This window comes from Actinopolymorpha sp. B11F2, assembly GCF_040195635.1.
Taxonomy (GTDB): domain Bacteria; phylum Actinomycetota; class Actinomycetes; order Propionibacteriales; family Actinopolymorphaceae; genus Thermasporomyces.
The window spans coordinates 29762-51182 of sequence record NZ_JBEFTX010000026.1; the positions used below are offsets into that span (position 1 = coordinate 29762).

The 21421-nt window shown below is 67.8% G+C and carries 20 protein-coding genes; 13 read left to right on the forward strand and 7 right to left on the reverse strand.

Features of this window, described 5'->3' with window-relative positions; translation table 11 throughout:
• Positions 1–197: 197 nt before the first annotated feature.
• Positions 198–704: a peptide-methionine (S)-S-oxide reductase MsrA gene (gene msrA / locus ABN034_RS31865; RefSeq protein WP_349694677.1), complete on the reverse strand. Its 507-nt coding sequence runs from the start codon at positions 702–704 to the stop codon at positions 198–200.
• On the reverse strand, positions 701–1192 hold the full coding sequence (gene msrB / locus ABN034_RS31870) for a peptide-methionine (R)-S-oxide reductase MsrB (RefSeq protein WP_349694678.1): 492 nt from the start codon (positions 1190–1192) through the stop codon (positions 701–703). Before msrB ends, msrA begins: the two co-directional genes overlap by 4 nt.
• Positions 1193–1666: 474 nt before the next feature.
• On the opposite strand from msrB, the gene tkt reads away from it, so the two are divergent.
• From tkt to pgl, 5 genes are all read left to right on the forward strand, one after another.
• Positions 1667–3805 (forward strand): transketolase, encoded by a 2139-nt coding sequence (gene tkt, locus ABN034_RS31875; protein ID WP_349694679.1) that lies wholly within the window; start codon positions 1667–1669, stop codon positions 3803–3805.
• Positions 3802–4875 carry a transaldolase gene (gene tal / locus ABN034_RS31880; RefSeq protein ID WP_349694680.1) on the forward strand — a complete coding sequence of 358 codons (1074 nt, stop codon included), beginning with the start codon at positions 3802–3804 and terminating at the stop codon, positions 4873–4875. The genes tkt and tal overlap by 4 nt, the downstream gene beginning before the upstream one ends.
• Before the next feature lie 78 nt (positions 4876–4953).
• Positions 4954–6582 (forward strand): glucose-6-phosphate isomerase, encoded by a 1629-nt coding sequence (gene pgi / locus ABN034_RS31885; protein WP_349694681.1) that lies wholly within the window; start codon positions 4954–4956, stop codon positions 6580–6582.
• Between the two features lie 33 nt (positions 6583–6615).
• Entirely contained in the window at positions 6616–7644 is a 1029-nt protein-coding gene (gene gnd / locus ABN034_RS31890) for a phosphogluconate dehydrogenase (NAD(+)-dependent, decarboxylating) (protein ID WP_349694682.1), read from the forward strand.
• Between the two features lie 6 nt (positions 7645–7650).
• Positions 7651–8313, forward strand: a complete 663-nt coding sequence (gene pgl / locus ABN034_RS31895) for a 6-phosphogluconolactonase (RefSeq protein ID WP_349694683.1) — start codon at positions 7651–7653, stop codon at positions 8311–8313.
• 59 nt (positions 8314–8372) lie between these two features.
• On the opposite strand, the gene rpiA is transcribed toward pgl, so the two are convergent.
• Positions 8373–9065, reverse strand: coding sequence for a ribose 5-phosphate isomerase A (gene rpiA, locus ABN034_RS31900; protein ID WP_349694684.1), 693 nt, complete (start codon positions 9063–9065; stop codon positions 8373–8375).
• A 90-nt stretch (positions 9066–9155) separates the two neighbouring features.
• Here rpiA and ABN034_RS31905 point away from each other — a divergent pair, with 90 nt between their 5' ends.
• From ABN034_RS31905 to ABN034_RS31920, 4 genes are all read left to right on the forward strand, one after another.
• Positions 9156–10094: a 2-deoxy-5-keto-D-gluconate 6-phosphate aldolase domain-containing protein gene (locus ABN034_RS31905; RefSeq protein WP_349694685.1), complete on the forward strand. Its 939-nt coding sequence runs from the start codon at positions 9156–9158 to the stop codon at positions 10092–10094.
• Positions 10091–10981, forward strand: coding sequence for a Cof-type HAD-IIB family hydrolase (locus tag ABN034_RS31910; protein WP_349694686.1), 891 nt, complete (start codon positions 10091–10093; stop codon positions 10979–10981). Before ABN034_RS31905 ends, ABN034_RS31910 begins: the two co-directional genes overlap by 4 nt.
• The gene (gene zwf / locus ABN034_RS31915) at positions 10971–12347 is read left to right on the forward strand and encodes a glucose-6-phosphate dehydrogenase (RefSeq protein WP_349694687.1); all 1377 of its coding nucleotides are present in this window, start codon (positions 10971–10973) and stop codon (positions 12345–12347) included. Before ABN034_RS31910 ends, zwf begins: the two co-directional genes overlap by 11 nt.
• A 98-nt stretch (positions 12348–12445) precedes the next feature.
• Positions 12446–13957: an NAD(P)/FAD-dependent oxidoreductase gene (locus ABN034_RS31920; RefSeq protein WP_349694688.1), complete on the forward strand. Its 1512-nt coding sequence runs from the start codon at positions 12446–12448 to the stop codon at positions 13955–13957.
• Between the two features lie 294 nt (positions 13958–14251).
• Here ABN034_RS31920 and ABN034_RS31925 read toward each other — a convergent pair whose 3' ends face one another.
• Genes ABN034_RS31925 through ABN034_RS31935 form a run of 3 tightly spaced genes read right to left on the reverse strand, consistent with a single transcriptional unit; the run spans position 14252 to position 16234 of the window.
• Positions 14252–14461 carry a hypothetical protein gene (locus tag ABN034_RS31925; protein ID WP_349694689.1) on the reverse strand — a complete coding sequence of 70 codons (210 nt, stop codon included), beginning with the start codon at positions 14459–14461 and terminating at the stop codon, positions 14252–14254.
• Positions 14458–15399, reverse strand: a complete 942-nt coding sequence (locus ABN034_RS31930) for an IS3 family transposase (RefSeq protein WP_349694690.1) — start codon at positions 15397–15399, stop codon at positions 14458–14460. The genes ABN034_RS31925 and ABN034_RS31930 overlap by 4 nt, the downstream gene beginning before the upstream one ends.
• Positions 15392–16234 (reverse strand): transposase, encoded by an 843-nt coding sequence (locus ABN034_RS31935; protein ID WP_349694691.1) that lies wholly within the window; start codon positions 16232–16234, stop codon positions 15392–15394. The genes ABN034_RS31930 and ABN034_RS31935 overlap by 8 nt, the downstream gene beginning before the upstream one ends.
• Before the next feature lie 19 nt (positions 16235–16253).
• Here ABN034_RS31935 and ABN034_RS31940 point away from each other — a divergent pair.
• From ABN034_RS31940 to ABN034_RS31955, 4 genes are all read left to right on the forward strand, one after another.
• A protein-coding gene (locus tag ABN034_RS31940) for an IS3 family transposase (RefSeq protein ID WP_349694692.1) occupies positions 16254–17575 on the forward strand; the annotation gives its coding sequence in 2 pieces (ribosomal slippage) (positions 16254–16545 and positions 16545–17575; 1323 coding nt in all).
• Between the two features lie 84 nt (positions 17576–17659).
• Entirely contained in the window at positions 17660–17905 is a 246-nt protein-coding gene (locus tag ABN034_RS31945; protein WP_349694693.1) for a hypothetical protein, read from the forward strand.
• Positions 17906–18053: 148 nt separating this feature from the next.
• Positions 18054–19085 carry an alcohol dehydrogenase catalytic domain-containing protein gene (locus tag ABN034_RS31950; protein ID WP_349694733.1) on the forward strand — a complete coding sequence of 344 codons (1032 nt, stop codon included), beginning with the start codon at positions 18054–18056 and terminating at the stop codon, positions 19083–19085.
• 398 nt (positions 19086–19483) lie between these two features.
• Positions 19484–19612: a hypothetical protein gene (locus ABN034_RS31955; protein ID WP_349694694.1), complete on the forward strand. Its 129-nt coding sequence runs from the start codon at positions 19484–19486 to the stop codon at positions 19610–19612.
• A gap of 254 nt (positions 19613–19866) precedes the next feature.
• Here the strand turns inward: ABN034_RS31955 and ABN034_RS31960 are convergent, their stop codons facing one another.
• The gene (locus ABN034_RS31960; protein WP_349694695.1) at positions 19867–20964 is read right to left on the reverse strand and encodes a glucose 1-dehydrogenase; all 1098 of its coding nucleotides are present in this window, start codon (positions 20962–20964) and stop codon (positions 19867–19869) included.
• Positions 20965–21421 lie beyond the last annotated feature (457 nt).

Here is a 21421-nt window from a genome sequence, read left to right on the forward strand (position 1 = left end):
AGATGCAGCGCTGCGGGCCGCGCACTTGAGGGCTGGAAGATTATGGAGGGCATGGCGTGGGGCATTCCACCGCCTCCGGCCATCGCCCGGAGCCGCCGCGGGACGGGCTCGAGGTGGCCGATCCCGGATCATCGCCTGGGGAAGTCACGCATGGGGCTCTCCTCGCCCACGCTTTTCCCGGATACGCGCCGGAGGTGTCAGGCTGTCGCCCGCTTCGGGAGCTTCCATCCGGGGCGGGGGAAGTGGCAGGTGTAGCCGTGGGGGTACTTCTGCAGGTAGTCCTGGTGCTCGGGCTCGGCCTCCCAGAAGTCGCCGGCCGAGGTGACCTCGGTGACGATTTTGCCTGGCCACAGGCCCGAGGCGTCGACGTCGGCGATCGTGTCCTCGGCGACCCGCTTCTGCTCGTCGCTGGCGTAGAAGATCGCCGAGCGGTAGCTGGTGCCGATGTCGTTGCCCTGCCGGTTCTTCGTCGAGGGGTCGTGCACCTGGAAGAAGAACTCGAGCAGCGCGCGGAAGTCGGTTTTCTCGGGGTCGTAGACGACTTCGATGGACTCCGCGTGGGTGCCGTGGTTGCGGTAGGTGGCGTTCGGGACGTCGCCGCCGCTGTAGCCGACGCGCGTGGACACGACGCCGGGCTGGTGGCGGAAAAGCTCCTCCATCCCCCAGAAGCAGCCGCCGGCGAGGATCGCCTTCTCGGTGGTCACGTCGGCTCCTTACTCTTCGTCGTGTCAGTGTTGGCATCACTCGTGAACAGGGTGCGGTATTCGGCGTACCCTGCGTTCTCCAGGTCGTCGAGGTGGATGAACCGCAACGACGCGGAGTTGATGCAGTAGCGCAGTCCACCCTTGTCGAGGGGACCGTCGTCGAAGACGTGGCCGAGGTGGCTGTCCCCGTGCAGCGACCGGACTTCCGTCCGGATCATCCCGTGGCCGACGTCTTCGCGCTCGACAACGTTCGTCTCGGCGATCGGCTTTGTGAAGCTCGGCCAGCCGGAGCGGCTGTCGTACTTGTCGACCGATGCGAACAGCGGCTCGCCGGACACGACGTCGACGTAGATGCCGGGCTCATGGTTGTCCCAGTAGGCGTTGGCGAACGGGCGTTCGGTGCCGTCCTTCTGGGTCACGCGGTACTGCTCCGGATCGAGCCGCGAAACGGCTTCCGGGTTCTTGTGGAACTGGGTCTGCTGGGGCACAGCTCTCCCTTCCCGGCCTTACGGCGCCAAGCTGGGACCAGGTGAAACGCACCTGGACGTGCAGACATACAGACACCCTACGGACCGGTTCTATTCCCCCGGCGGCCGCTTGCCGGCCGTTCTTCTTTGGTGAGGACCGGCTCTCGGTGATCAGGTCGAGCAGCGGCCGCAGGGCCCGGCTGAGGGTGTCGCGGCGTAGGTGACGATCGAGAGCGGCCCCGTCGGGCCGGGGTCGCGCAGCGGCACCTGGACGCACAAAGCCGGAACGCCAGGGTTTCGCTATACCGGGAGCCGGGTTGTCGCAAGAGACCATGTCGCAGACAGTGGCACCGCACTGACACGGTATCCGGAGATTCGGTGCCCTACGCGCGGTGACATGCCCGGGGACCCACAGGGGTCGTCGGGTCTTTGGCCCCGGGCGACGCGAGCCGGCGGGCCCCTGTTAGGTGGGGCCGAGCGGAACAGCCTGTCCGTATGACGGATTTCGACTCGCTGTCCATCAACACGATCCGTGGCCTGTGTATGGACGCGGTGCAGAAGGCGAAGTCGGGGCATCCTGGTACGCCGATGGGTATCGCGCCGGTCGCCTACACCCTGTGGCAGCAGTACCTGAGATTCGATCCCACTGATCCGATCTGGCCGAACCGGGACCGGTTCGTGCTCTCCGAGGGGCATGCGTCGGCGCTGCTCTGGTCGCTCCTGTACCTCACCGGCGTACGTGCGGTCGACCCCGACTACGAAGTGCTCGGCCCGGCGGTCACCCTCGAAGACCTCCGGACGTTCCGTCAGCTCGGCTCGCATTGTCCAGGTCATCCTGAATACCACCTGACGAGCGGGGTGGAGGCGACGACGGGACCGCTCGGCCAGGGCGTCTCCATGTCGGTCGGGATGGCGATCTCCGGCCAGTGGCTCGCCGCCCGGTACAACCGCAACGATGCCACGCTGTTCGACTTCGACGTCTACGCGCTGGCCGGGGACGGCTGCATGATGGAAGGCATCTCGTCCGAGGCGGCCTCCATCGCCGGGCACCAGCAGCTGTCGAACCTGTGCTGGATCTACGACTCCAACCGGGTGACGATTGAGGGGCACACCGACATCACGTTCACCGAGGATGTGGCTGCCCGTTTCCTCGCGTACGGCTGGAACGTCACGACCGTCGCTGATGCGAACAACCTGGACGCGATCAGGCGGGCCATCCAGTCGTTCAAGGCCGAAACCGCGCGGCCGACTCTGATCGTCGTCCACAGCCACATCGGGTACGGTTCGCCGCTCGAGGATTCACCGAAGGCCCACGGTGCGCCACTCGGTGCCGAGGCGGTGAAGGCGACCAAGCGAATGTTCGGGCTGCCCGACGACAAAGATTTCTACGTGCCGGACGGCGTACGCGACTGGTTCGAGGGCGGGATCGGCGCCCGTGGGCAGGCGACTCGGGCCGCTTGGGAGGCGACGTTCAAGGAGTACGCCAATGCCTACCCGGACCTGGCCGACGAGGTTGAGCGGATGCAGCGCCGCGAGCTGCCGGCCGGGTGGGACGCGGTACTTCCGGACTTCCCGGCCGACCCGAAGGGGCTCGCCACCCGGGACTCCTCCAGCCAGGTGCTCAACCAGCTCGCCGAGGCGGTGCCGTGGCTGCTCGGCGGTTCGGCCGACCTGGCGCCGTCGACGAAGACGTTGCTGCGCTTCGAAGGTGCTGGCGACTTCCAGCCCGACGAGCGCGGTGGCCGGAACCTCCACTTCGGCGTACGTGAACACGCGTCCGCCGCCATCGCGAACGGGATGGCGTTGACCAAGCTCCGGCCGTACTGGTCGGGATTCCTGATCTTCTCCGACTACGCCCGGGGCGCGATCCGGCTGTCGGCGTTGATGGAGGTGCCGGTCGTGCACATCTTCACGCACGACTCGATCGGGGTCGGCGAGGACGGGCCGACCCACCAGCCGGTCGAGCAGCTCGCGTCGTTGCGGGCGATGCCGGGGCTGTTCGTGTTCCGCCCGGCCGACGCGAACGAGGTGGTCGAGACTTGGCGGGTCGTCGGTGCGCTCCGCCACGAGCCGGCCGCCCTGGTCCTGTCCCGGCAGTCGCTGCCGACCCTCGACCGATCCGTGCTGCACGGGGCGGAGGGAGTCGAGCGCGGGGCGTACGTGCTCGCGGACCCGCCGTCAGGTGGTACGCCGGACGTCCTGCTGCTGGCCACCGGCTCGGAGGTGGCGCTCGCCCTCAGCGCACGGGACGAGCTGGCCGCCGACGGGATCGGCGCCCGGGTCGTGAGCATGCCGTGCTGGGAGCTGTTCGACCGACAGCCCCGGGAGTACCGCGACGAGGTTCTCCCACCGGCGGTCACGGCCAGGGTCGGGATCGAGCAGGCATCGACGCTGGGTTGGGACCGGTACGTCGGACCGGCCGGCGCCGTCATCGGCATGGACACGTTCGGTGCCTCGGCGCCATTGAAGCAGCTGCTGACGAAGTTCGGCTTCACCCCGGAACGGGTGACCGAGGTTGCCCGGGCACTCGTCGCCGAGCAGCCGCGCCGTGCCGGCACCCCTCAACCCACCGCGCCGCCACCCGCCGCGGGACCAGCCACCGCACCGCCGCCCACCGGAAAGGACCCCCAGTGACCGCAACCCAGCAGCTACACGCTCGCGGGCAGAGCCTGTGGCTGGACAACATCACCCGCCGGATGCTCGACGACGGCGAGATCCAGCACTACATCGACAGCTACTCGATCACCGGACTCACCTCGAATCCGTCGATCTTCGACAAGGCGATCGAGAGCGGCTACTACGACGACGCGATCCGCGCGTGCGCGGCACCGGACCGCTCCGACGAGGAGGTCTTCTTCGACCTGGCGATCGAGGACCTGCGGCGGGCCGCGGACCTGTTCCTTCCAATACACGAACGCACCGACGCCGTGGACGGCTGGGTGTCGCTCGAGGTGTCACCGCTCTTGGCGTACGACACCGACGCGACGATCGTGGCCGCCCAGAGTTTGCATGCGCGCGCGGCCCGCCCGAACCTGCTGATCAAGATCCCCGGTACTGCCGAAGGCCTGCCGGCGATCACCGAGACGGTCGCGGCCGGCATTCCCGTGAACGTCACCCTTCTGTTCTCCGCCGACCACTATCGCGCGGCCGCGCAGGCGTACCTCGACGGAGTGCAGCGGCGAGTCGACCTCAACCTTGACCCGGCGGTCGGTTCGGTCGCGTCGGTGTTCATGTCCCGGTGGGACGCGGCGGTGGCCGACCAGGTGTCCGCGCAGTTGAAGGACCAGCTCGGCCTGGCGGTCGGCCTCGACACCTACCGCGCGTACCGGCAGCTGCTCGACTCCGACGAGATGCAGCGGCTGCTGAATGCGGGCGCGCGGGCACAGCGCCTGCTGTGGGCGAGCACCCGGACGAAGGACCCGGCCGCGTCGGACACGTTGTACGTCCACGGGCTCGCGGCGACGTTCACTGTCAACACCATGCCGGACTCGACGCTGGAGGCGTTCCACGACCACGGCGAGGTCGGGGAGCCGATGCCCGCCGACGGCGGCGAGGGCGACCTGATGCTGGCCCGGTTCGCCGACGCCGGGGTCGACGTACACGCGCTCGCCGAGCGACTCCAGCGGGAGGGTGCGAAGGCGTTCGTGGCAGCCTGGAAGGACCTGCTGGAACGGATTTCCACCCAGCGCACCGCGCTCACCTGATGCACTGACAGCTCGACGCCGACACGTCGATTAGCGACACCCGCCGGCCGGCGTACACCATCACCGGAGGAGCGACCGATGCCGACCACTCCACTACGTGAACGACCCGCCTGGAAGGGGCTCGAGCAGCACCATGCCGAGATCGGCCCCCGGCACCTACGTGAGCTGTTCGAGATGGATCCGGATCGGGGCGAGCGGCTGACCGCCGAAGCCGCCGGCATCTACCTCGACTTTTCCAAGAATCGAGTCACCGACGAGACGCTGCGGCTGTTGATGCAGCTGGCGGAGGAGTCCGAGCTGGAACGCCGGCGCGACATGATGTTCGCCGGAGAGCCGATCAACACCTCCGAGCACCGGTCGGTGCTGCATGTCGCGCTGCGGATGCCGAAGGAAAGCTCGCTCGTCGTCGACGGGGTGGACGTCGTGGCGCAGGTGCACGAGGTATTCGACCGGATGGCCGAGTTCGCCCGGCGGATCCGCTCCGGCGAGTGGACGGGCCACACCGGCAGGCCGATCAGGAACATCGTCAACGTCGGCATCGGTGGCTCCGACCTCGGCCCGGTGATGGCGTACGAGGCGCTGCGCCACTACAGCAACCGCGAGTTGACGTTCCGGTTCGTGTCCAACGTCGACGCCACGGACTTCGTCGAGGCGACCCGCGACCTGACCGCGGAGGAGACGCTGTTCATCATCTCCTCGAAGACGTTCGGCACGCTGGAGACGCTGACCAACGCGCACAGCGCCCGGGACTGGGTGGTCCGCGAGCTCGGCTCCGAGGACGCGATCGCGAAGCACTTCGTCGCGGTGTCGACGAACGCGGAGAAGGTCGCGGCGTTCGGAATCGACACGCAGAACATGTTCGGCTTCTGGGACTGGGTGGGCGGTCGCTACTCAATGGACTCGGCGATCGGCCTGTCCACGATGGTGGCGATCGGCCCAGTGCAGTTCGCGGAGATGCTGGCCGGTTTCCACGAGATGGACGAGCACTTCCGGACGGCACCGCTCGAGCAGAACCTTCCGGTGCTGATGGGGCTGCTCACGTGCTGGTATGTCAACTTCTTCGGAGTGCAGAGCATCGGCGTGATGCCGTATGACCAGTACCTCAAGCGGTTTCCGGCCTACCTCCAGCAGCTCACCATGGAGTCCAACGGCAAGCATGTGACGCTCGATGGCCGGTCCGTCGACTACGACACCGGTCCGGTCTACTGGGGCGAGCCGGGCACGAATGGCCAGCACAGCTTCTACCAGCTGCTGCATCAGGGCACCCGACTGATCCCGGTCGACCTGATCGGCTTCGGCCGGAGCCTCAACCCGCTCCGGAACCACCATGACCTGCTGACCTCGAACGTATTCGCGCAGGCGCAGGCACTGGCGTTCGGCCGGACCGAGGAGGACGTACGCGCTGAGGGCACGCCGGCCGACGTCGTGCCCCACCGGGTGATGGAGGGGAACCGGCCGTCGAACGTCCTGCTGACCAAGGAGCTCACGCCCCAGCTGCTCGGAGCGTTGGTCGCGCTGTACGAACACAGCGTCTTCACCCAGGGGACGATCTGGGGCATCGACTCCTTCGACCAGTGGGGGGTCGAGCTCGGCAAGGTCCTGGCCACCCGGATCGCGCCGGAGCTGGAGAGCGACACCGAACCCGAGCTCACGCACGACTCGTCCACCAACGCCCTGATCCGCCGCTACCGCGCGATGCGCACCTGACCGAGCACCACCCGAGCCGAGGGGGGACCAACCATGGCCACGGACAGACCCATGCAACTGGGCATGATCGGGCTTGGCCGGATGGGGGCCAACCTCGTCCGCCGGCTGACCCGCGACGGCCACCATTGCGTGGCGTACGACCGCAACCCGGCCACCGTGGAAGCGCTGGTTGCCGAGGGCGCTCGCGGCGCCAGTTCCCTCGAGGATCTCGTGGCCCAGCTGGACCGGCCCCGGGCGGTCTGGATGATGGTCCCCGCCGGCGTCGTCCAAAACGTCCTCGACCAGCTGGTCGGTCAGCTCGACGGCGACGACATCGTCATCGACGGCGGGAACTCCTACTACCGCGACGACATCGCCCGGACGAGACAGCTGGCGGAGCGGCAGCTGCACTACGTGGACTGCGGGACCTCGGGTGGCGTGTGGGGCCTGGAGCGCGGCTACTGCCTGATGATCGGCGGCGAAAGTCGCACGGTGGAGTGGCTCGACCCGATCTTCGCCACCATCGCTCCCGGCAGCGGGAGCGCCGCACTCACACCGGGTCGGACCCGCGACGGGACCGCGCCGCAGGGCTATCTCCACTGTGGCCCGAGCGGTGCCGGGCACTTCGTGAAGATGGTTCACAACGGTGTGGAGTACGGCATGATGGCCGCAGTCGCCGAGGGACTGTCGATTCTGCGGCACGCGAACATCGGCGAGAAGGGCCGCCAGGTCGATGCAGAGACCGCCCCGTTGCGCGACCCGGAGGCCTACCAGTACGACCTCGACGTGGCCGAGGTTGCCGAGGTCTGGCGCCGTGGCTCGGTTATCCAGTCCTGGCTGATCGACCTGCTCGCCGAGGCTCTGGCCCGTTCCCCTCAGCTGGACGGTTTCGCCGGTCGGGTCTCCGACTCCGGTGAGGGACGGTGGACAGTGATCGCGGCGATCGAGGAGAGCGTTCCTGCCGCGACTATCACCGCCGCATTGAACGAGCGGTTTGAATCCCGCGGGCTCGGCCAGTTCGCCGACGCCGCGATGTCGGCAATGCGCGCCGAGTTCGGCGGCCACGCCGAGAAGAAAGACTAAAGGCCCATGCAGCACGAGCTCGAAGTCCTCACCACTCCGGACGCGGTGGCCGCAGCGGCCGCTGACATCGTGGTCCAACGCAGCCGGGCGGCGATCATCGACCACGAGCGGTTCACGTTCGCGGTGAGCGGCGGCCACACCCCGTGGGCGATGTTCGCCGAACTCACCACCCGGGACCTCCAGTGGGAACGGATCGTGATCTTCCAGGTCGACGAGAGGGTCGCCCCGGACGGCGACCCCGCCCGCAACCTGACCCACCTGCGCGCCAGCCTGGGACGGGCGCCGGCCGAGGTGGTCCCCATGCCGGTGACCGACCCCGACCTGGACGCCTCCGCCGACCGGTACGCCGGGCTGCTGCCGCACCGCTTTGACCTCATCCATCTCGGTCTCGGACCGGACGGGCATACTGCATCCCTCGTCCCCGACGACCCGGTGCTCAAGGTGACCGACCATCTGGTCGCGGTCACCGGCGACTACCAGGGCCATCCGCGGATGACGCTCACCTATCCGGCACTCGCTCGGGCCGACCAGCTGCTCTGGCTGGTGACCGGGGCGGAGAAACAACCGGCGTTGGCGAAGGTGCTCGCCGGTGACGAGTCCATCCCGGCCGGCCGGGTCGAGGCGCGGGAGTCACTCATCGTCGCCGACCGTGGAGCCTCGGGCTCATGACCGGGCAGGCGAGCCTGCGTGTACGGGGGAAACGGCCGCCGCGGAAGCCGGCACGGGTGTCAGCGGCTCGGTCCGCCGATCGTACGGTGCTCGACCGAGTCTCCGTGTCCGATGAGGATTTCTGCTACCAGGTCGGGCGGGAACAGTCCGTGTTCTACGAGTCCCGGTGTCGCGGCCAGCCGTGCCGCGAGCCGGGCGGGGTCTCCGACGTCGCCGTGGTAGTCGGCGATAACGCCGCCGTCGGGGCTGCGCGGCACGTCCCGGAGTGCCACCGGGGCAAGCCGGCGCAACGTGGTCGGCAGGCCGAACTCCAGCAGCTCGACCGGGATCGGGGGATGCAGTGCATCCACCGGCTTGCGCGAGTCGGCGATGACAACGAACCGGGTAGCCGCGGCGGCCACGATCTTCTCCCGGGTGTAGGCAGCGCCTCCCCCCTTGACCAGCCAGCCGCCGGGCGCGATCTGGTCGGCGCCGTCGATGGTGAGGTCGAGATGGTCGAGGGTGCCGAACGCCTCGACGGTGAGCCCCAGCTCCTCCGCGGCCTGCCGGGTACGCGGAGACGACGCAACGCAGCGGATCGACTGTCGGCGCCGGGCGAGCGCCGGAAGCAGGTAGGCCACCGTACTGCCAGTGCCCAGACCGACCGTCATGCCGCCGGCGACGAGCTCCGCGGCCGCCTCGGCCGCCAGCCGCTTCTCCCGCTCGGCACGCTCCCGCTCGGCGCGCACCCGTTCGGCCCGCTCAGCACTCACACCGGCAGAGTCTCCCCGATCCCGCAGTGCCACACACCCACGGTTGCGCCCGGACCGTCCACCAGGGGAGGACCGCCCACGAGAGGAGAGATGGCGATGACCCTCGGCTACCGCAGGCCCCTGTACCTCCTGGCGTTCGACCATCGAGGATCGTTCGAGCGTGACCTGTTCGGCGCCAGACCACCGATCCCGCCGGCCGTACGCGACGGGATCGTGGACGCCAAGAACATCATCTACGAGGGGTTCACCCGGGCCGTCGACCACGGGGCACCGCCCGACGCGGCCGGCGTCCTCGTCGACGAGGCGTTCGGCACAGAGGTGGCCACAGCTGCCCAGGCGGCCGGCCACCTGCTCGCGATGCCGGTGGAGAAGTCCGGCCAGGCCGAGTTCGACTTCGAGTACGGCAGCGAGTTCGGTGCGCACATCGAACGGTTCGACCCGACGTTTTCGAAGGTGCTCGTCCGCTATAACCCGGAAGGTGACCAGCAGGTCAACGCCCGCCAGAACGACCGGCTCGCCCAGCTCACCAGGTGGTTGCACGACAGCGGCCGGACGTTCCTGTTCGAGCTGCTGGTGCCCCCGACCGACGACCAGCTCGCCCGGTGCGATGACAGCCACGAGTGGTTCGACCGCGAGCTGCGACCCTCGCTCGTCGTCGCCACCATCGGCGCCCTGCAGGAGGCCGGAGTCGAACCGGACATCTGGAAGATCGAGGGACTGGAAACCCACGACGACTGCGCCCGGGTCGTGGAGCAGGCACGGTCCGGCGACCGCGATGACGTCAGCTGCGTCGTCCTCGGGCGCGGCGCCGACGAGGCCAAGGTTCGCGAGTGGATCCGCATCGCGGCCGGCGTACCCGGGTTCATCGGCTTCGCGGTCGGCCGGACCCTGTGGGAGGACCCGCTGCGGGCCTGGCTGGCCGCCACCGTCACCGCGGACCAGGCTGCGGCCACGATCGCCGACCGGTACCGCGAGCTGATCGACCTCGCAGTCACCACGTCCGGTGTCATGGCAGGGGTGCGGCCATGAACGCCGGTACTCCACCGATTCGGCTGCTGCTCGCCGACGTCGACGGCACCCTGGTCACGGGCGACAAGATCCTCACCGACCGGACAGTCGACGCGGTGGGACGGCTCTACGACGCGGACATCCTCTTCGCGATCACCAGCGGCCGCCCGCCGCGCGGCATGGCCATGCTTGTCGAGCCGCTTCGCGTCACAACGACCATCGCCGGGTTCAACGGCGGCATCTTCGTCCATCCGGACATGTCCGTCATCGAGCAGAGGACCATCCCGGACGAGCTCGTTGCACCCGTCACGGCGCTGCTGGAGGCATACCACCTGGACGTCTGGCTCTATCAGGGGACGGAATGGTACGTCCGTGACGCGAACGGCCCGCACGTAGCGCGCGAAGCCTGGACCGTGCGGTTCCCACCCACGGTCCTGGACCACTACGGCGACCAGCACGACGTCGCCAAGATTGTCGGCGTCAGCGACGACCTCGACGCGGTGGCCGCCGCCTCGAAGGCCGCCGACGCGGAGTACGGCGACCACGTGTCCGCGGCGCGTTCCCAGCCCTACTATCTCGACGTCACCCATCCCGAGGCCAACAAGGGCGGCGTGCTGGCGTTCCTGTCCCAGAAGTACGCGATACCGCCGCAGGAGATCGCCACCATCGGCGACATGCCCAACGACGTCCTCATGTTCGCCCATTCGGGTCTCTCCATCGCGATGGGCAACGCGAGCCTCGACGTGCAACGGGCCGCCCGCCGGTGCACCACAGCCAACTCCGATGAGGGCTTCGCGAACGCCGTCGAACGCTACGTGCTCCCGACGGCCGGCGGCGGTACCAGTCCTCGGTCGGACACCACGACCAGGGCCACGAGTAGGAAAGGCGGGCAATCAGATGGGACGTGAACGAATAGACGCAATGGTCATCTTCGGTCCGACCGGTGACTTGGCCAAGCTGCAGACCTACCCCGCCCTGGTCAGCCTGGTCGAGCGCGGGGCTCTCGATGTCCCGATCATCGGGGTGTCACACCGCAGCGGGTGGGGGGCCGAGCAGCTCCGTGAGTACGCCGCCGAATCGCTGCGGCACAACGGCATCGACCCACAGAGCCAGTCGGCGCAGCGGATGCTGGGGCTCCTCGAGTACGTCAACGGCGACCTCAACGACGACGCCACCTACCAGGAGATCGCCGACCGGCTCGGCTCCCGCCAGCGCACCCTCTTCTACCTGGAGGTCCCGCCGCAGCTGTTCGGCCGGATCGCGAACGGGATCGCGTCGGTCGGTCGTGACCGGGACGCTCGGGTCATGGTCGAGAAGCCGTTCGGCACCGACCTCCCAAGCGCGCAGGAGCTCAACGCCACGATGCACAAGGTGTTCCACGAGGACGCGATCTTCCGCGTCGACCACTGGCTCGGCCTCGAGCCGGTCGAGAACATTCTGTACGTACGGTTCGCCAACTCCATCATCGACCCGCTGCTCAACAACACATTTGTCGAGAGCATCCAGATCACGATGGCCGAGGACTTCGGCGTCGCGGACCGGGGCCGGTTCTATGACCGGGCCGGCGCGGTCCGCGACGTGCTGCAGAACCACCTGCTGCAGCTCCTGGTCAGCGTCATCGCCGAAGAACCGAGCCAGGGGGTCCGGACCTGGCGGCACGAGCGGACCCGGGCGATGAAGGCCCTGCATCCCCTGTCACCGAAGGACGTGGTGCGAGGCCAGTACGACGGCTACCGCGACGTAGACGGTGTGGCACCGGACTCCACGGTCGAGACGTTCTTCGCCGCCACACTGACCTCCGACTCGGAGCGGTGGGCCGGCGTGCCGATCTCGATCCGGGCCGGAAAGTGCCTCCCGGTGAGCGCGTCCGAGGTCACGATCAAGTTCCGCCAGCCGGAGCACAATGTTTGCGGCCTGGAGTCCTTCCACGCCATGAACGACCTGCGGTTCCGGGTACGCCCGGAGACGGCGGTCTCGCTCACGCTCGCCGGCAAGAAACCCGGCATCGCGGCGCAGGCCCAGACGGAGGAGCTCACTTTCGCCCAGCAGCCCGGCTCCGACCCGCGGCCGTACGACCGGCTGATCGGCGCCGCCCTCGAAGGAGAGGACTTCTACTTCGCCCGCGAGGACTCCGTGGAGGCCGCCTGGCGGATTGTCGACCCGATCCTTGGCGATGTCGTACCCCTGCATACGTACGCACCGAGCACCTGGGGACCGCAGGAGGCGGCCGACGTCCTCCCGGCCGGCACCCGGTGGCACGACCCGGCTGTCTAAGCCGGCCTCGGTCCGGCCGGTGGTTTGCGGAGAACGGTCCTGGCGGACGTCCTCGACACAAAGGCAGAAACAGAGAGAAACAGAGAGGAGACGGAGGCATGGACCCGGACAACCCACCCCGCCGCGTGGTGATCATCGGGGGTGGCTTCGCCGGCCTGGCCGCCGCCCGCGCCCTACGTCGCGCCCCGCTCTGGGTGACGGTGGTCGACCATCACCTGTTCCAACCGCTGCTCTACCAATGCGCCACCGGGATCCTGTCGGAGGGACAGATCGCCACCCCGCTGCGGGAGGTTCTCCGACGCCAACAGAACGTCGAGACCCTCCTCGCCGAGGTCGTCGACCTCGATCCCGCCCGGCGGCAGGTCATCGCACTGCGCCCCGGTGGGACCCAGATGGAGATCCCGTACGACGACCTCGTGGTCGCCGCCGGCGTCTGCCAGTCATACTTCGGCCACGACGAGTTTGCGGCTCACGCGCCCGGCATGAAGTCGATCGCGGACGCCCTCACGATCCGGCAGCGACTGTTCGGCGCGTTCGAGCAGGCAGAGTCGGCCCCTACCCCGGAGGAGCGCCAGCACCGCCTGACCTTCGCACTCGTCGGGGCCGGGCCGACGGGGGTGGAGCTAGCCGGCCAGATCCGTGAGCTCGCCACCCACACGTTGCGCAACGAGTTCCGTCTGAGCCACCCCGAGGATGCCCGCGTCCTGCTGTTCGACGGTGGGAGCGAGCCGCTCGCCTCGTTCGGCCCGAAGCTCTCCGCGCGGGCCAGGGACACCCTGCGGCGGCTCGGCGTCGAGCTGCACATGCGTGCCCTCGTCACCAGCGTCGACCAGGACGGCCTGACAGCGCGCAAGGAAGACGGCACGGAAGTCCGCCACGACGCGGGCACCGTGCTGTGGACTGCGGGCGTGGCCGCTCCGCCCCTCGCCCACGCGATCGCGCGGGCCACCGGAGCCGAGCAGGACCGCTCCGGGCGGATCAGGGTAGAGCGGGACCTCACCATCCGCGGGCATCCGGAAATCTCCGTGGTCGGCGACCTCATGAGCGTCGACCGACTGCCTGGCGTCGCGGAGACCGCCATGCAGGCCGGTCACTACACGGGTGCCCGCCTCCGTCGGCTGGCAGAAGGGCGCGCCGACAGTCGCCATCCGTTCCGGTATCGCGACCTCGGCTCGGCTGCCTACATCGCCCGTGGCCAAGCGGTGGTGGCGAGAGGGCGGCTACGCTGCGGTGGGTTCATCGGCTGGCTGCTATGGCTCGTCGTGCACATCGCCTTCCTCACTGGCTTTCGCAACCGCCTCATGGCGGTCGCGACCTGGCTGGTGGCGTTCACCCGGGAGGTACGCCCGGAGCGGGCCTTCACCACCCGCGAAATCGACGCGGCCCGCGACATATACGCGGTCATCGCGGCGAGCCAGGCGGGGAAGCCGGCGCCATCGGGCGCAGACGAGGAGCCCGGTCTGGGGACCGTGCCGCGCCAGGTGACGTCCGAGCACGGACGGGAAGGCAAACCGACTGGCGCCGCGAAACCCGATGCGGGAAAACATGATGGTCCACCGGGATCGTCCTTCGGACGGCGCGGAAGCTCCGGGCTGGACGCGGGTACCTGAGCGCTGTGCCGGCCCGCGCCTTCGACTTCCCTTCGGCCGGGTGGCAACCAACCGCCGGCGACGACGTCACCGACGGTTCCGGTCGGCGCGGCTCGATGTTCCAGTATGGCCAACTGGTGGTTCGCGCAGAGTTTGTGCGCCACGCCGTGTACCACCTGAGGACGAAACCCTGCTTGGCCGGGTCACATGCCTGCGCGGCAGAAGCCGGCAGGGCGGGATCGGTCAGGGTGCGCGGCGAGGCCTTGGACGCGGAACGGCCCAGGCCTCCAGCGCCTGATCGAGGGCGAAAAGTGGTCAGCGTTCGGAAACGTCGTTGACGAGGTGCACCGGCACAAAGCGCCCGGCAGCGCTCAGCACAGCGGCGTACCTCACCCGACTGACACGCGCCCGGACAAGCGCGACGCCCCTGCCCATCACCGCATCACGCCAAGCGGCACCAACTAGTGCCTCGTCAAGGAACTGAGGTGTGTCAAGGATTTTGGACAGGTCCTCGTTGTTGATCATGCAGCGGGTGCTGCGGTTTCGAACTCGGTGAGGGCTTCGTGTGGGGTGCGGTAGCCGAGCGTGGAGTGCAGCCGTTGCCGGTTGTAGAAGACTTCGATGTACTCGGCGACGGCGAAACGTGCCTTGGCCTTGGTGGTGAACTTTTGCCGGTGGTACATCTCGTTCTTCAGGGCAGCGAAGAACGACTCGGCGGCGGCGTTGTCCCAGCACACGCCGGTCCGTCCGACGCTGGTGCGGATGCTTTTGCCCTTGCAGTATTGGCGAAACTCGGCCGAGGTGTACTGGGCTCCGCGATCGGAGTGGAAGATCACTCCTGGTCGTGTGTGTCCGGCTTCTGCGGCCATCGCCAACGCGTCGGTGACCAGGCCGGTGCGCATGTGGTCGGCGATTTGCCAGCCGACCACCATCCGGGTGGCCAGGTCGATCACGGTGGCCAGGTACAGCCAGCCCTGGTCGGTGGCGAGGTAGGTGATGTCACCGACGAGCCGCTGCCCGGGCGCGGCGGCGGTGAAGTCCCTGCCGATCAGGTCCGGCGAGTCTTCAGGCTGCTCACCGGGCAGGGTGGTGCGTTTGTACGCACGTGGCTGCACAGCCCGCAGCCCGAGCTCGCGCATCAGGTCCGCGACCAGCCCGACCGAGCATTCATGGCCTTCCCGGTTCAACTGTGCGGCCACCCGACGGCAGCCCGAGGTCTGCCGCGAGTCATCGAAGATACGGCGTACTTCGACGGCCAGCTCGCGCCGACGGGCCTGGGTCGGGGTCTCGGTCCGGTTCCGCCACGCGTAGAGGCTGGACCTGGGCACGCCAAGCTGCCGGCACATCCACGCGATGGGGTAGGTGGCCTTCTCCGCCTCGATCAACGCACACCGCTCGGCTACTGCGGCGTCCGGGCGAAGAAGGCCGCGGCTGAGATGTGAATCCCCACCACCGTTAGCCACCGCAGGCGTGCAGGAATGGCGTCGGGGCTTGCCCTCGACGCCTCGTGTGCGCAGGTTTCTGGTCCGGAAAGCCGGGTCGGTCAGGTGGTGGCGGGTTCGATGTGGACGTTGACCCGAGGGCTTCGAGTTGCGCGACGAGCCGGTTCGTGCGGTGCTCGACCGAGTAACGGCGGGCTGCCCAGTCGGGGCCGAGCTCGAGGTAGGGCACCTGGTCGGTGACGATGTGCCAGAACGCGACGAGGATGTCGTGACGGGTCGCGCCGATCGCCTTGGCCGAGCCACGCCGTCCACGGATCTGGGCGTGGTGGGCGGCCAGATAGGTGCCCTTGCTACGGGCAGCAGCCTGCGCCGCCTGGGTCAGCGCTTTGCGCAGCCACTTGGAGCCGGGTCGAGTCGCGCCGGCGAACTGTTTGCCGCCGGAGGAGTTGTTGCCAGGACAGATGCCCGCCCACGACGCCAGATGCGCAGACGTGGGAAACACGCTCATGTCCCAGCCGCACTCGGCCAACAGCACGTGCGCGGTGTTTGGTGCCACCCCGGGGATCGTGCACACCAGCTCCACCAGGCCGGCGATCGGTTCGAGGACGGCGACGATCTTGGCGTCGAGGGCGGCGAGCTGCTCCTCCAGGGTGTCGATGTGAGCGAGCAGCCTGGCGACGAGGACGCCGTGATGGTCGATCCGGAACCGGTTCGCCACTGCCTCGACCAGCCGGTCGGTCTTCGACCGCAGCCGTCCCTTGGCCAGCCCGGCCAGCTGCACCGGATCGGTGATGCCGGCCAGCAGCGCGGACAGGATCGCCCTCTGAATCGCCCCGGGTCTGATGGAGGCTCTCAATCCATGGAGGATGAGAGTCATGGCAGCACCTAGGAAGTACCCGGACGAGTTGCGTGAGCGCGCGACCCGGATGGCGGTCGACGCGAGGAACGACCCGGCCACGCGGGCGGGTGCGATCCCGCGGATCGCTGAGCAGTTGGGCATGCACCCGGAGACCCTGCGGGGCTGGGTGCGGCAGGCTGAGATCGACGACGGCACGCGGCCTGGCACGACGACCGCGGACGCTGAGCGGATCAGCCAGTTGGAGCGGGAGGTCCGCGAGCTGCGGCGGACCAACGAGATCCTGAAGACGTCCGCGGCGTTTTTCGCCGCAGCGGAGCTCGACCGCAAGATCAAGTAGTTCGCGACGTTCCGGTCGCGGTGGTCGTCGACTACATCGATGGCCATCGCGACCGTGTCGTTGAGGGCAAGAAGCTCGGAGTCGAGCCGATCTGCGCCGCCTTGGGTGAGGCGGGCGTGCAGATCGCTCCGAGCAGCTACTACGCCGCCAAGACCCGGCCACCCTCGCCGCGGGCGGTGCGTGATGCTGAGCTGGTCGCCGACATCAAGGTCGCCCACAAGGCCAACCTGGGTGTCTATGGCGCGAGGAAGGTCCACGCCGAGCTCAACCGCGAAGGCATCCCGGTCGCCCGCTGCACTGTGGAACGACTCATGCGGGCAGAGGGCCTGCGTGGCATCCCGCGGGAGAAGACCCGCAAGACCACCATCGGCGATGGGGCTGAGACCGAGCGGCCCGAGGACCTGGTCAAGCGGAAGTTCGTCGCCACCGCCCCGAACCAGATCTGGGTGGCGGACCTGACCTACGTCCGAACTCATGCCGGCTGGACCTACGTCGCGTTCGTGCTGGATGTCTTCAGCCGGCTCGTCGTTGGCTGGCAGGTATCCACGTCGCTGCGCACTGACCTCGCCCTGGACGCCCTCGACATGGGGCTGTGGGCTCGGCAGCGGGCCGGCCAAGACGTCACCGGCCTGGTCCATCACAGCGATAGGGGCGTGCAATATCGAGCGATTCGCTACACCGAGCGGCTCGCCGAAGCCGAGGCGGTCGCATCGATTGGGAGCAAGGGTGACAGCTACGACAATGCGATGGCCGAGGCGTTCAACTCGCTGTTCAAGGCCGAGTGCACCCGCAACCCGATCATGCGGCCCAAGGGCGGCTGGAAGTCCGTGACTGACGTCGAGATCGCGGTCGCCGAATACATCGACTGGTTCAACCATCGACGCCTTCACGGCGAGATCGGGCTCGTCCCACCCGCCGAGTTCGAGACCAACCACTGGACCCAGATAACGGCCGAGAACTACCCTGAGCGACCCATCCCGACCAGAGCTGGTTCCAAGTAACCGAGCCTCCACGAAACCCGGGGCGATTCACTACCTGGTCTGCGACAACTATGGTCCCCACGCCAAGGCAGAGGTCACCTCCTGGTGCACCGACCACGCCATCGACCTCGTTTAACCCCGACCAACGCGTCTTGGCTGAACTGGATCGAGTCCGAGTTCACCGCGATCCGTTACTTCACCCTCGACGGCAGCGACTACCCCAGCCACGCCGCTCAGGAAACCGCGATCGCCAGCTACCTCCGCTGGCACAACAAGCAAGCACGACCAAAGCAACGATTCGCGACCGACTCCAAAATCCGCCGCCCCGATTACCTACCCAACGTTGCTTGACGCGGCACTTGATGCCAGACCAAGATCCACCGTTAATCGGACACCCCCTTTAGAGCGCTGCCGCGTTTCCGCCCGGATGCAGTGCGGAAGTGATGAATTGGGACGACTGGTAGGTGATCCAACTCGAGGAGGTCGGTCAGTGACCAAGATGATCCGCGCGGTTCAGGTCAGTCAGGTCAATGCACCGCTACGTGTCGTTGACGTCCCGGAGCCCAGCCCCGGCGAGGGGGAGGTCCGAATCGCTGTCGAGGCGTGCGGTATGTGCGGGACCGACATCAGCATGGTGCGTGGCGCGTTCGGCGTCGGACCGTTCCCGCTCACACTCGGCCACGAGGTCGCCGGCCGAATCGACATGCTCGGCGACGGCATCGTCGACTGGCAGATCGGCGACCGTGTGGCCGTCGGCTGGTTCGGTGGCAACGACGGAACCTGTCAGTCGTGCCGCGAGGGTGACGCGATCAACTGCGTGAACCTCCAGGTGCCCGGGCTTGCCTATCCGGGCGGGTACGCCGAGTCGACCGTCGTACCGACCAGCGCGCTTGCCCGTATCCCCGAGGAGCTGACGTTTGCCGATGCCGCACCGATGGGCTGCGCAGGCGTGACAGTATTCAATGCGCTGCGCCGCACCTCGGCATGGCCCGGCGATCTGGTCGCGGTCCTCGGGCTTGGCGGGCTGGGGCATCTGGCGGTCCAGTTCGCTGACAAGATGGGCTTCGACACAGTCGTCATCAACCGCGGCGGCAAAAAGGAAGCGACCGCCAGGCAACTCGGCGCCCACCACTACCTCGACAGCACGGCGCAAGATGTGCCCGAGGCGCTGAAAGCACTCGGTGGCGCCAAGGTCATCCTGGCCACCGTGCCGCAGCCGGCGGCAATGACGACGGCCATCGATGGCCTACGTCCCCACGGCGAGCTGATCGTCATCGGATTCTCCCTGGAAAAGATCGAAGTTAGTCCGGCGCAGCTTATTACCGGGCAGAAGACGCTGCGCGGTCATGCCTCCGGCACTTCACAGGAGGTAGAGGAGACGATGCGATTCGCCGCTCAATCCGGGGTCCGGGCCATCACCGAGCAGGCGTCGCTGGAGGATGCGCCACAAGCCTTCGACAAGATGCTCGCCGGAGCAATGCGATTCCGGGGAGTTCTCATACCTGATCGCAGCCAAAACGCCGTCCCGTAAGGGCTGTTAAGATTTCGGCGTGTCTTGTACGTAGGGCCCGCGCCGGTCGATCATTGCCTCGGATGCAGGTGATCAATACTGAGTCAGATAGCTGGATCCAGGTGTTCGCTGGGTCTTCGGTGCTCCAGTCTGGCAGGCTTGGGCGTCGTGCGACTTCGAGGTGCAGAACCAGACCGGCCCGGGACCACGGTGGATCCATCCGTTGGATGATCGGGTGCTGCTTGTCGCGGTGTACTACCGCAACGAATGTGACTCTGCGGCCAGTCGGGTTGCTGTTCGGATCCCTAAGTCCCCCGCCGGCGGGTGGTCGACCACCTCGCCTGGGACAGTCAGGAATTTCGTGGGTGAGCCGGTGATCCGGAATGCTGGGGCCTTCCTCCGGCAGGAGAGGATCATCAGTGTCTGAAGCGGAGAAGGCGACCGTAGATGCGGCAGGGATCCAGGAGTCGGCGGTTCGCGGGTTGGATGTGCAGATCGCGCAGGAGCCGGTGTACGTCCGTGGGGTGGCAGAGGAGTTCATATGCTGATCCTCTTCACCGAGCCCGAGTCGGCGGGAAGGAAGCTGTCGTGGCTCGCTGGCTCACCATCCCAGCGGATGCGAATTCCAGCGACTTTGCCCCAGCATGTAGGCGGACTCTCAATCTCGGTGATCGTGCCCTGGTAGCTACGGCCGCGTAGTCCTCTCAGCGACGCTCTCAGCGACACACGGTCCGCCGACGAGCGCGTGCCGCCGGCGTCCGGACAGCTCGCGCCACCACGTCCGCCACCGCACGGCGTCTCCTCAGGAGCTGACCTCGACGTAGACCTTGATGGCGCCGGGCGCACTGAGCTGGTCGAGCGCGTCGCTGAAGTGGTCGAGCCCGCGGACCGCGTGGGTGAGGAGGCGGGAGAGCCAGCCCGGATGCTGGAGCTCGGCCACGGCGAGATCACGGACGCCCGCGTCGAAGTGCTCCCGATTGGCGTTCACCGTGCCGAACATCGCTTTGTTGCCCAGGACAAAATCCAGGTTGATCGCGTCGGAGGGAATCTCGGTCCGCCGGGTGCCGCCGGTGACGCTGGACAGGACGAGCACACCGTTCTTGGCGAGCAGGTGGGACATCGCGTCGAAGACGATCGGTGAGTAGCCAGTGGCCTCGAAGACGAGATCGAAGCCGTGTTCGCCGGCCACGTCCGCCAACGGCGTCGCTCTGGTGCTGGCGTAGCGCGCACCGAACGCCTCCACCAGGTCGGAGTTGAGGTACGGCGCCTCGCGCTGTCCGAGCGTGGTGACCTGCAGGCCGCGGTTCCGCAGGATCATCGTGGCGAGGAGGCCGATCGTGCCAGCGCCCAGGACGGCTGCCCGGCGGGGTCGCCACACCTTGAGGCGGCGTTGGATCTCGTCCGCCTGGAGCACGCCCTTCTCGACGATACTGGTCGGCTCCAGCAGCACCGCGACGTGCGAGAGGTGCTTCGGGATCTGGATGAGGTACCGCGGCTCCTCGACGTAGTACTCCGTGAGGAACCCGTGGACGCGACTGATGCCGTGCTCGAAGTAGGCGTCGTCGGTCGTCATGTCGGGCATGTCCAGCATGTCGTATTGACTCGAACCCGCCCGGCGGACGCGAGCGACTACGTGGTCGCCAGGGGCCAGCTCGGTGACGGCGGGGCCCACCTGCTCGACCACGCCGAGGCTCTCGTGCCCCGTGATCAGGACGTCCTCGCCTGGTGGTGCCGCACCATACACGCCGGCGTTGATCTCCTTGTCCGTCCCGTCCAAGCCGACCTGGAGAACCCGGACCATGACGCCACGTCCGCCGGGAACGTCGTCGACCGACGGCTTCCGGACCTCGGTCAGATGCGCACTACCCGCCTGCCTGGGCACGACCGCAATAGCCTTCATGATCACCCTCCGGTCGTCTGCCCTTTCACTGCACCTGTCAGACCACCACCTCACCAGGGTCTTGAGACACCCACCGGGCGAGGACAAAGGCGACGATCCTCCCGCGACTGCGACGAGGTCGCGGGGTATCACGCAGGCATGAGCGAGCAGTTCGATGCGGTCGTCGTCGGCCTGGGGCCGGTCGGGAGGCGGTGGCCAAGGGGAGGCCGAGGGCCGGCGCGACGTCCATTGGCTCGACCAGGTGCCGGTGTGGACCAATCGCGAGGTCACCAGCCTCAAGGAGACCCCGAACGCGTCGTCATCATCGGCCGCGGCGCAGTCGGCGTGGAGCTCAGCACGTACCGCGACGACATGGCGACCATCGCGTTCTTCGCCTCCAGAGGCGCCGGGCACGTCACGTCAATCCGACCCTCGGTGTGAGGCGACCACATCACCTCGGACCCCCATTGTCCCGTGG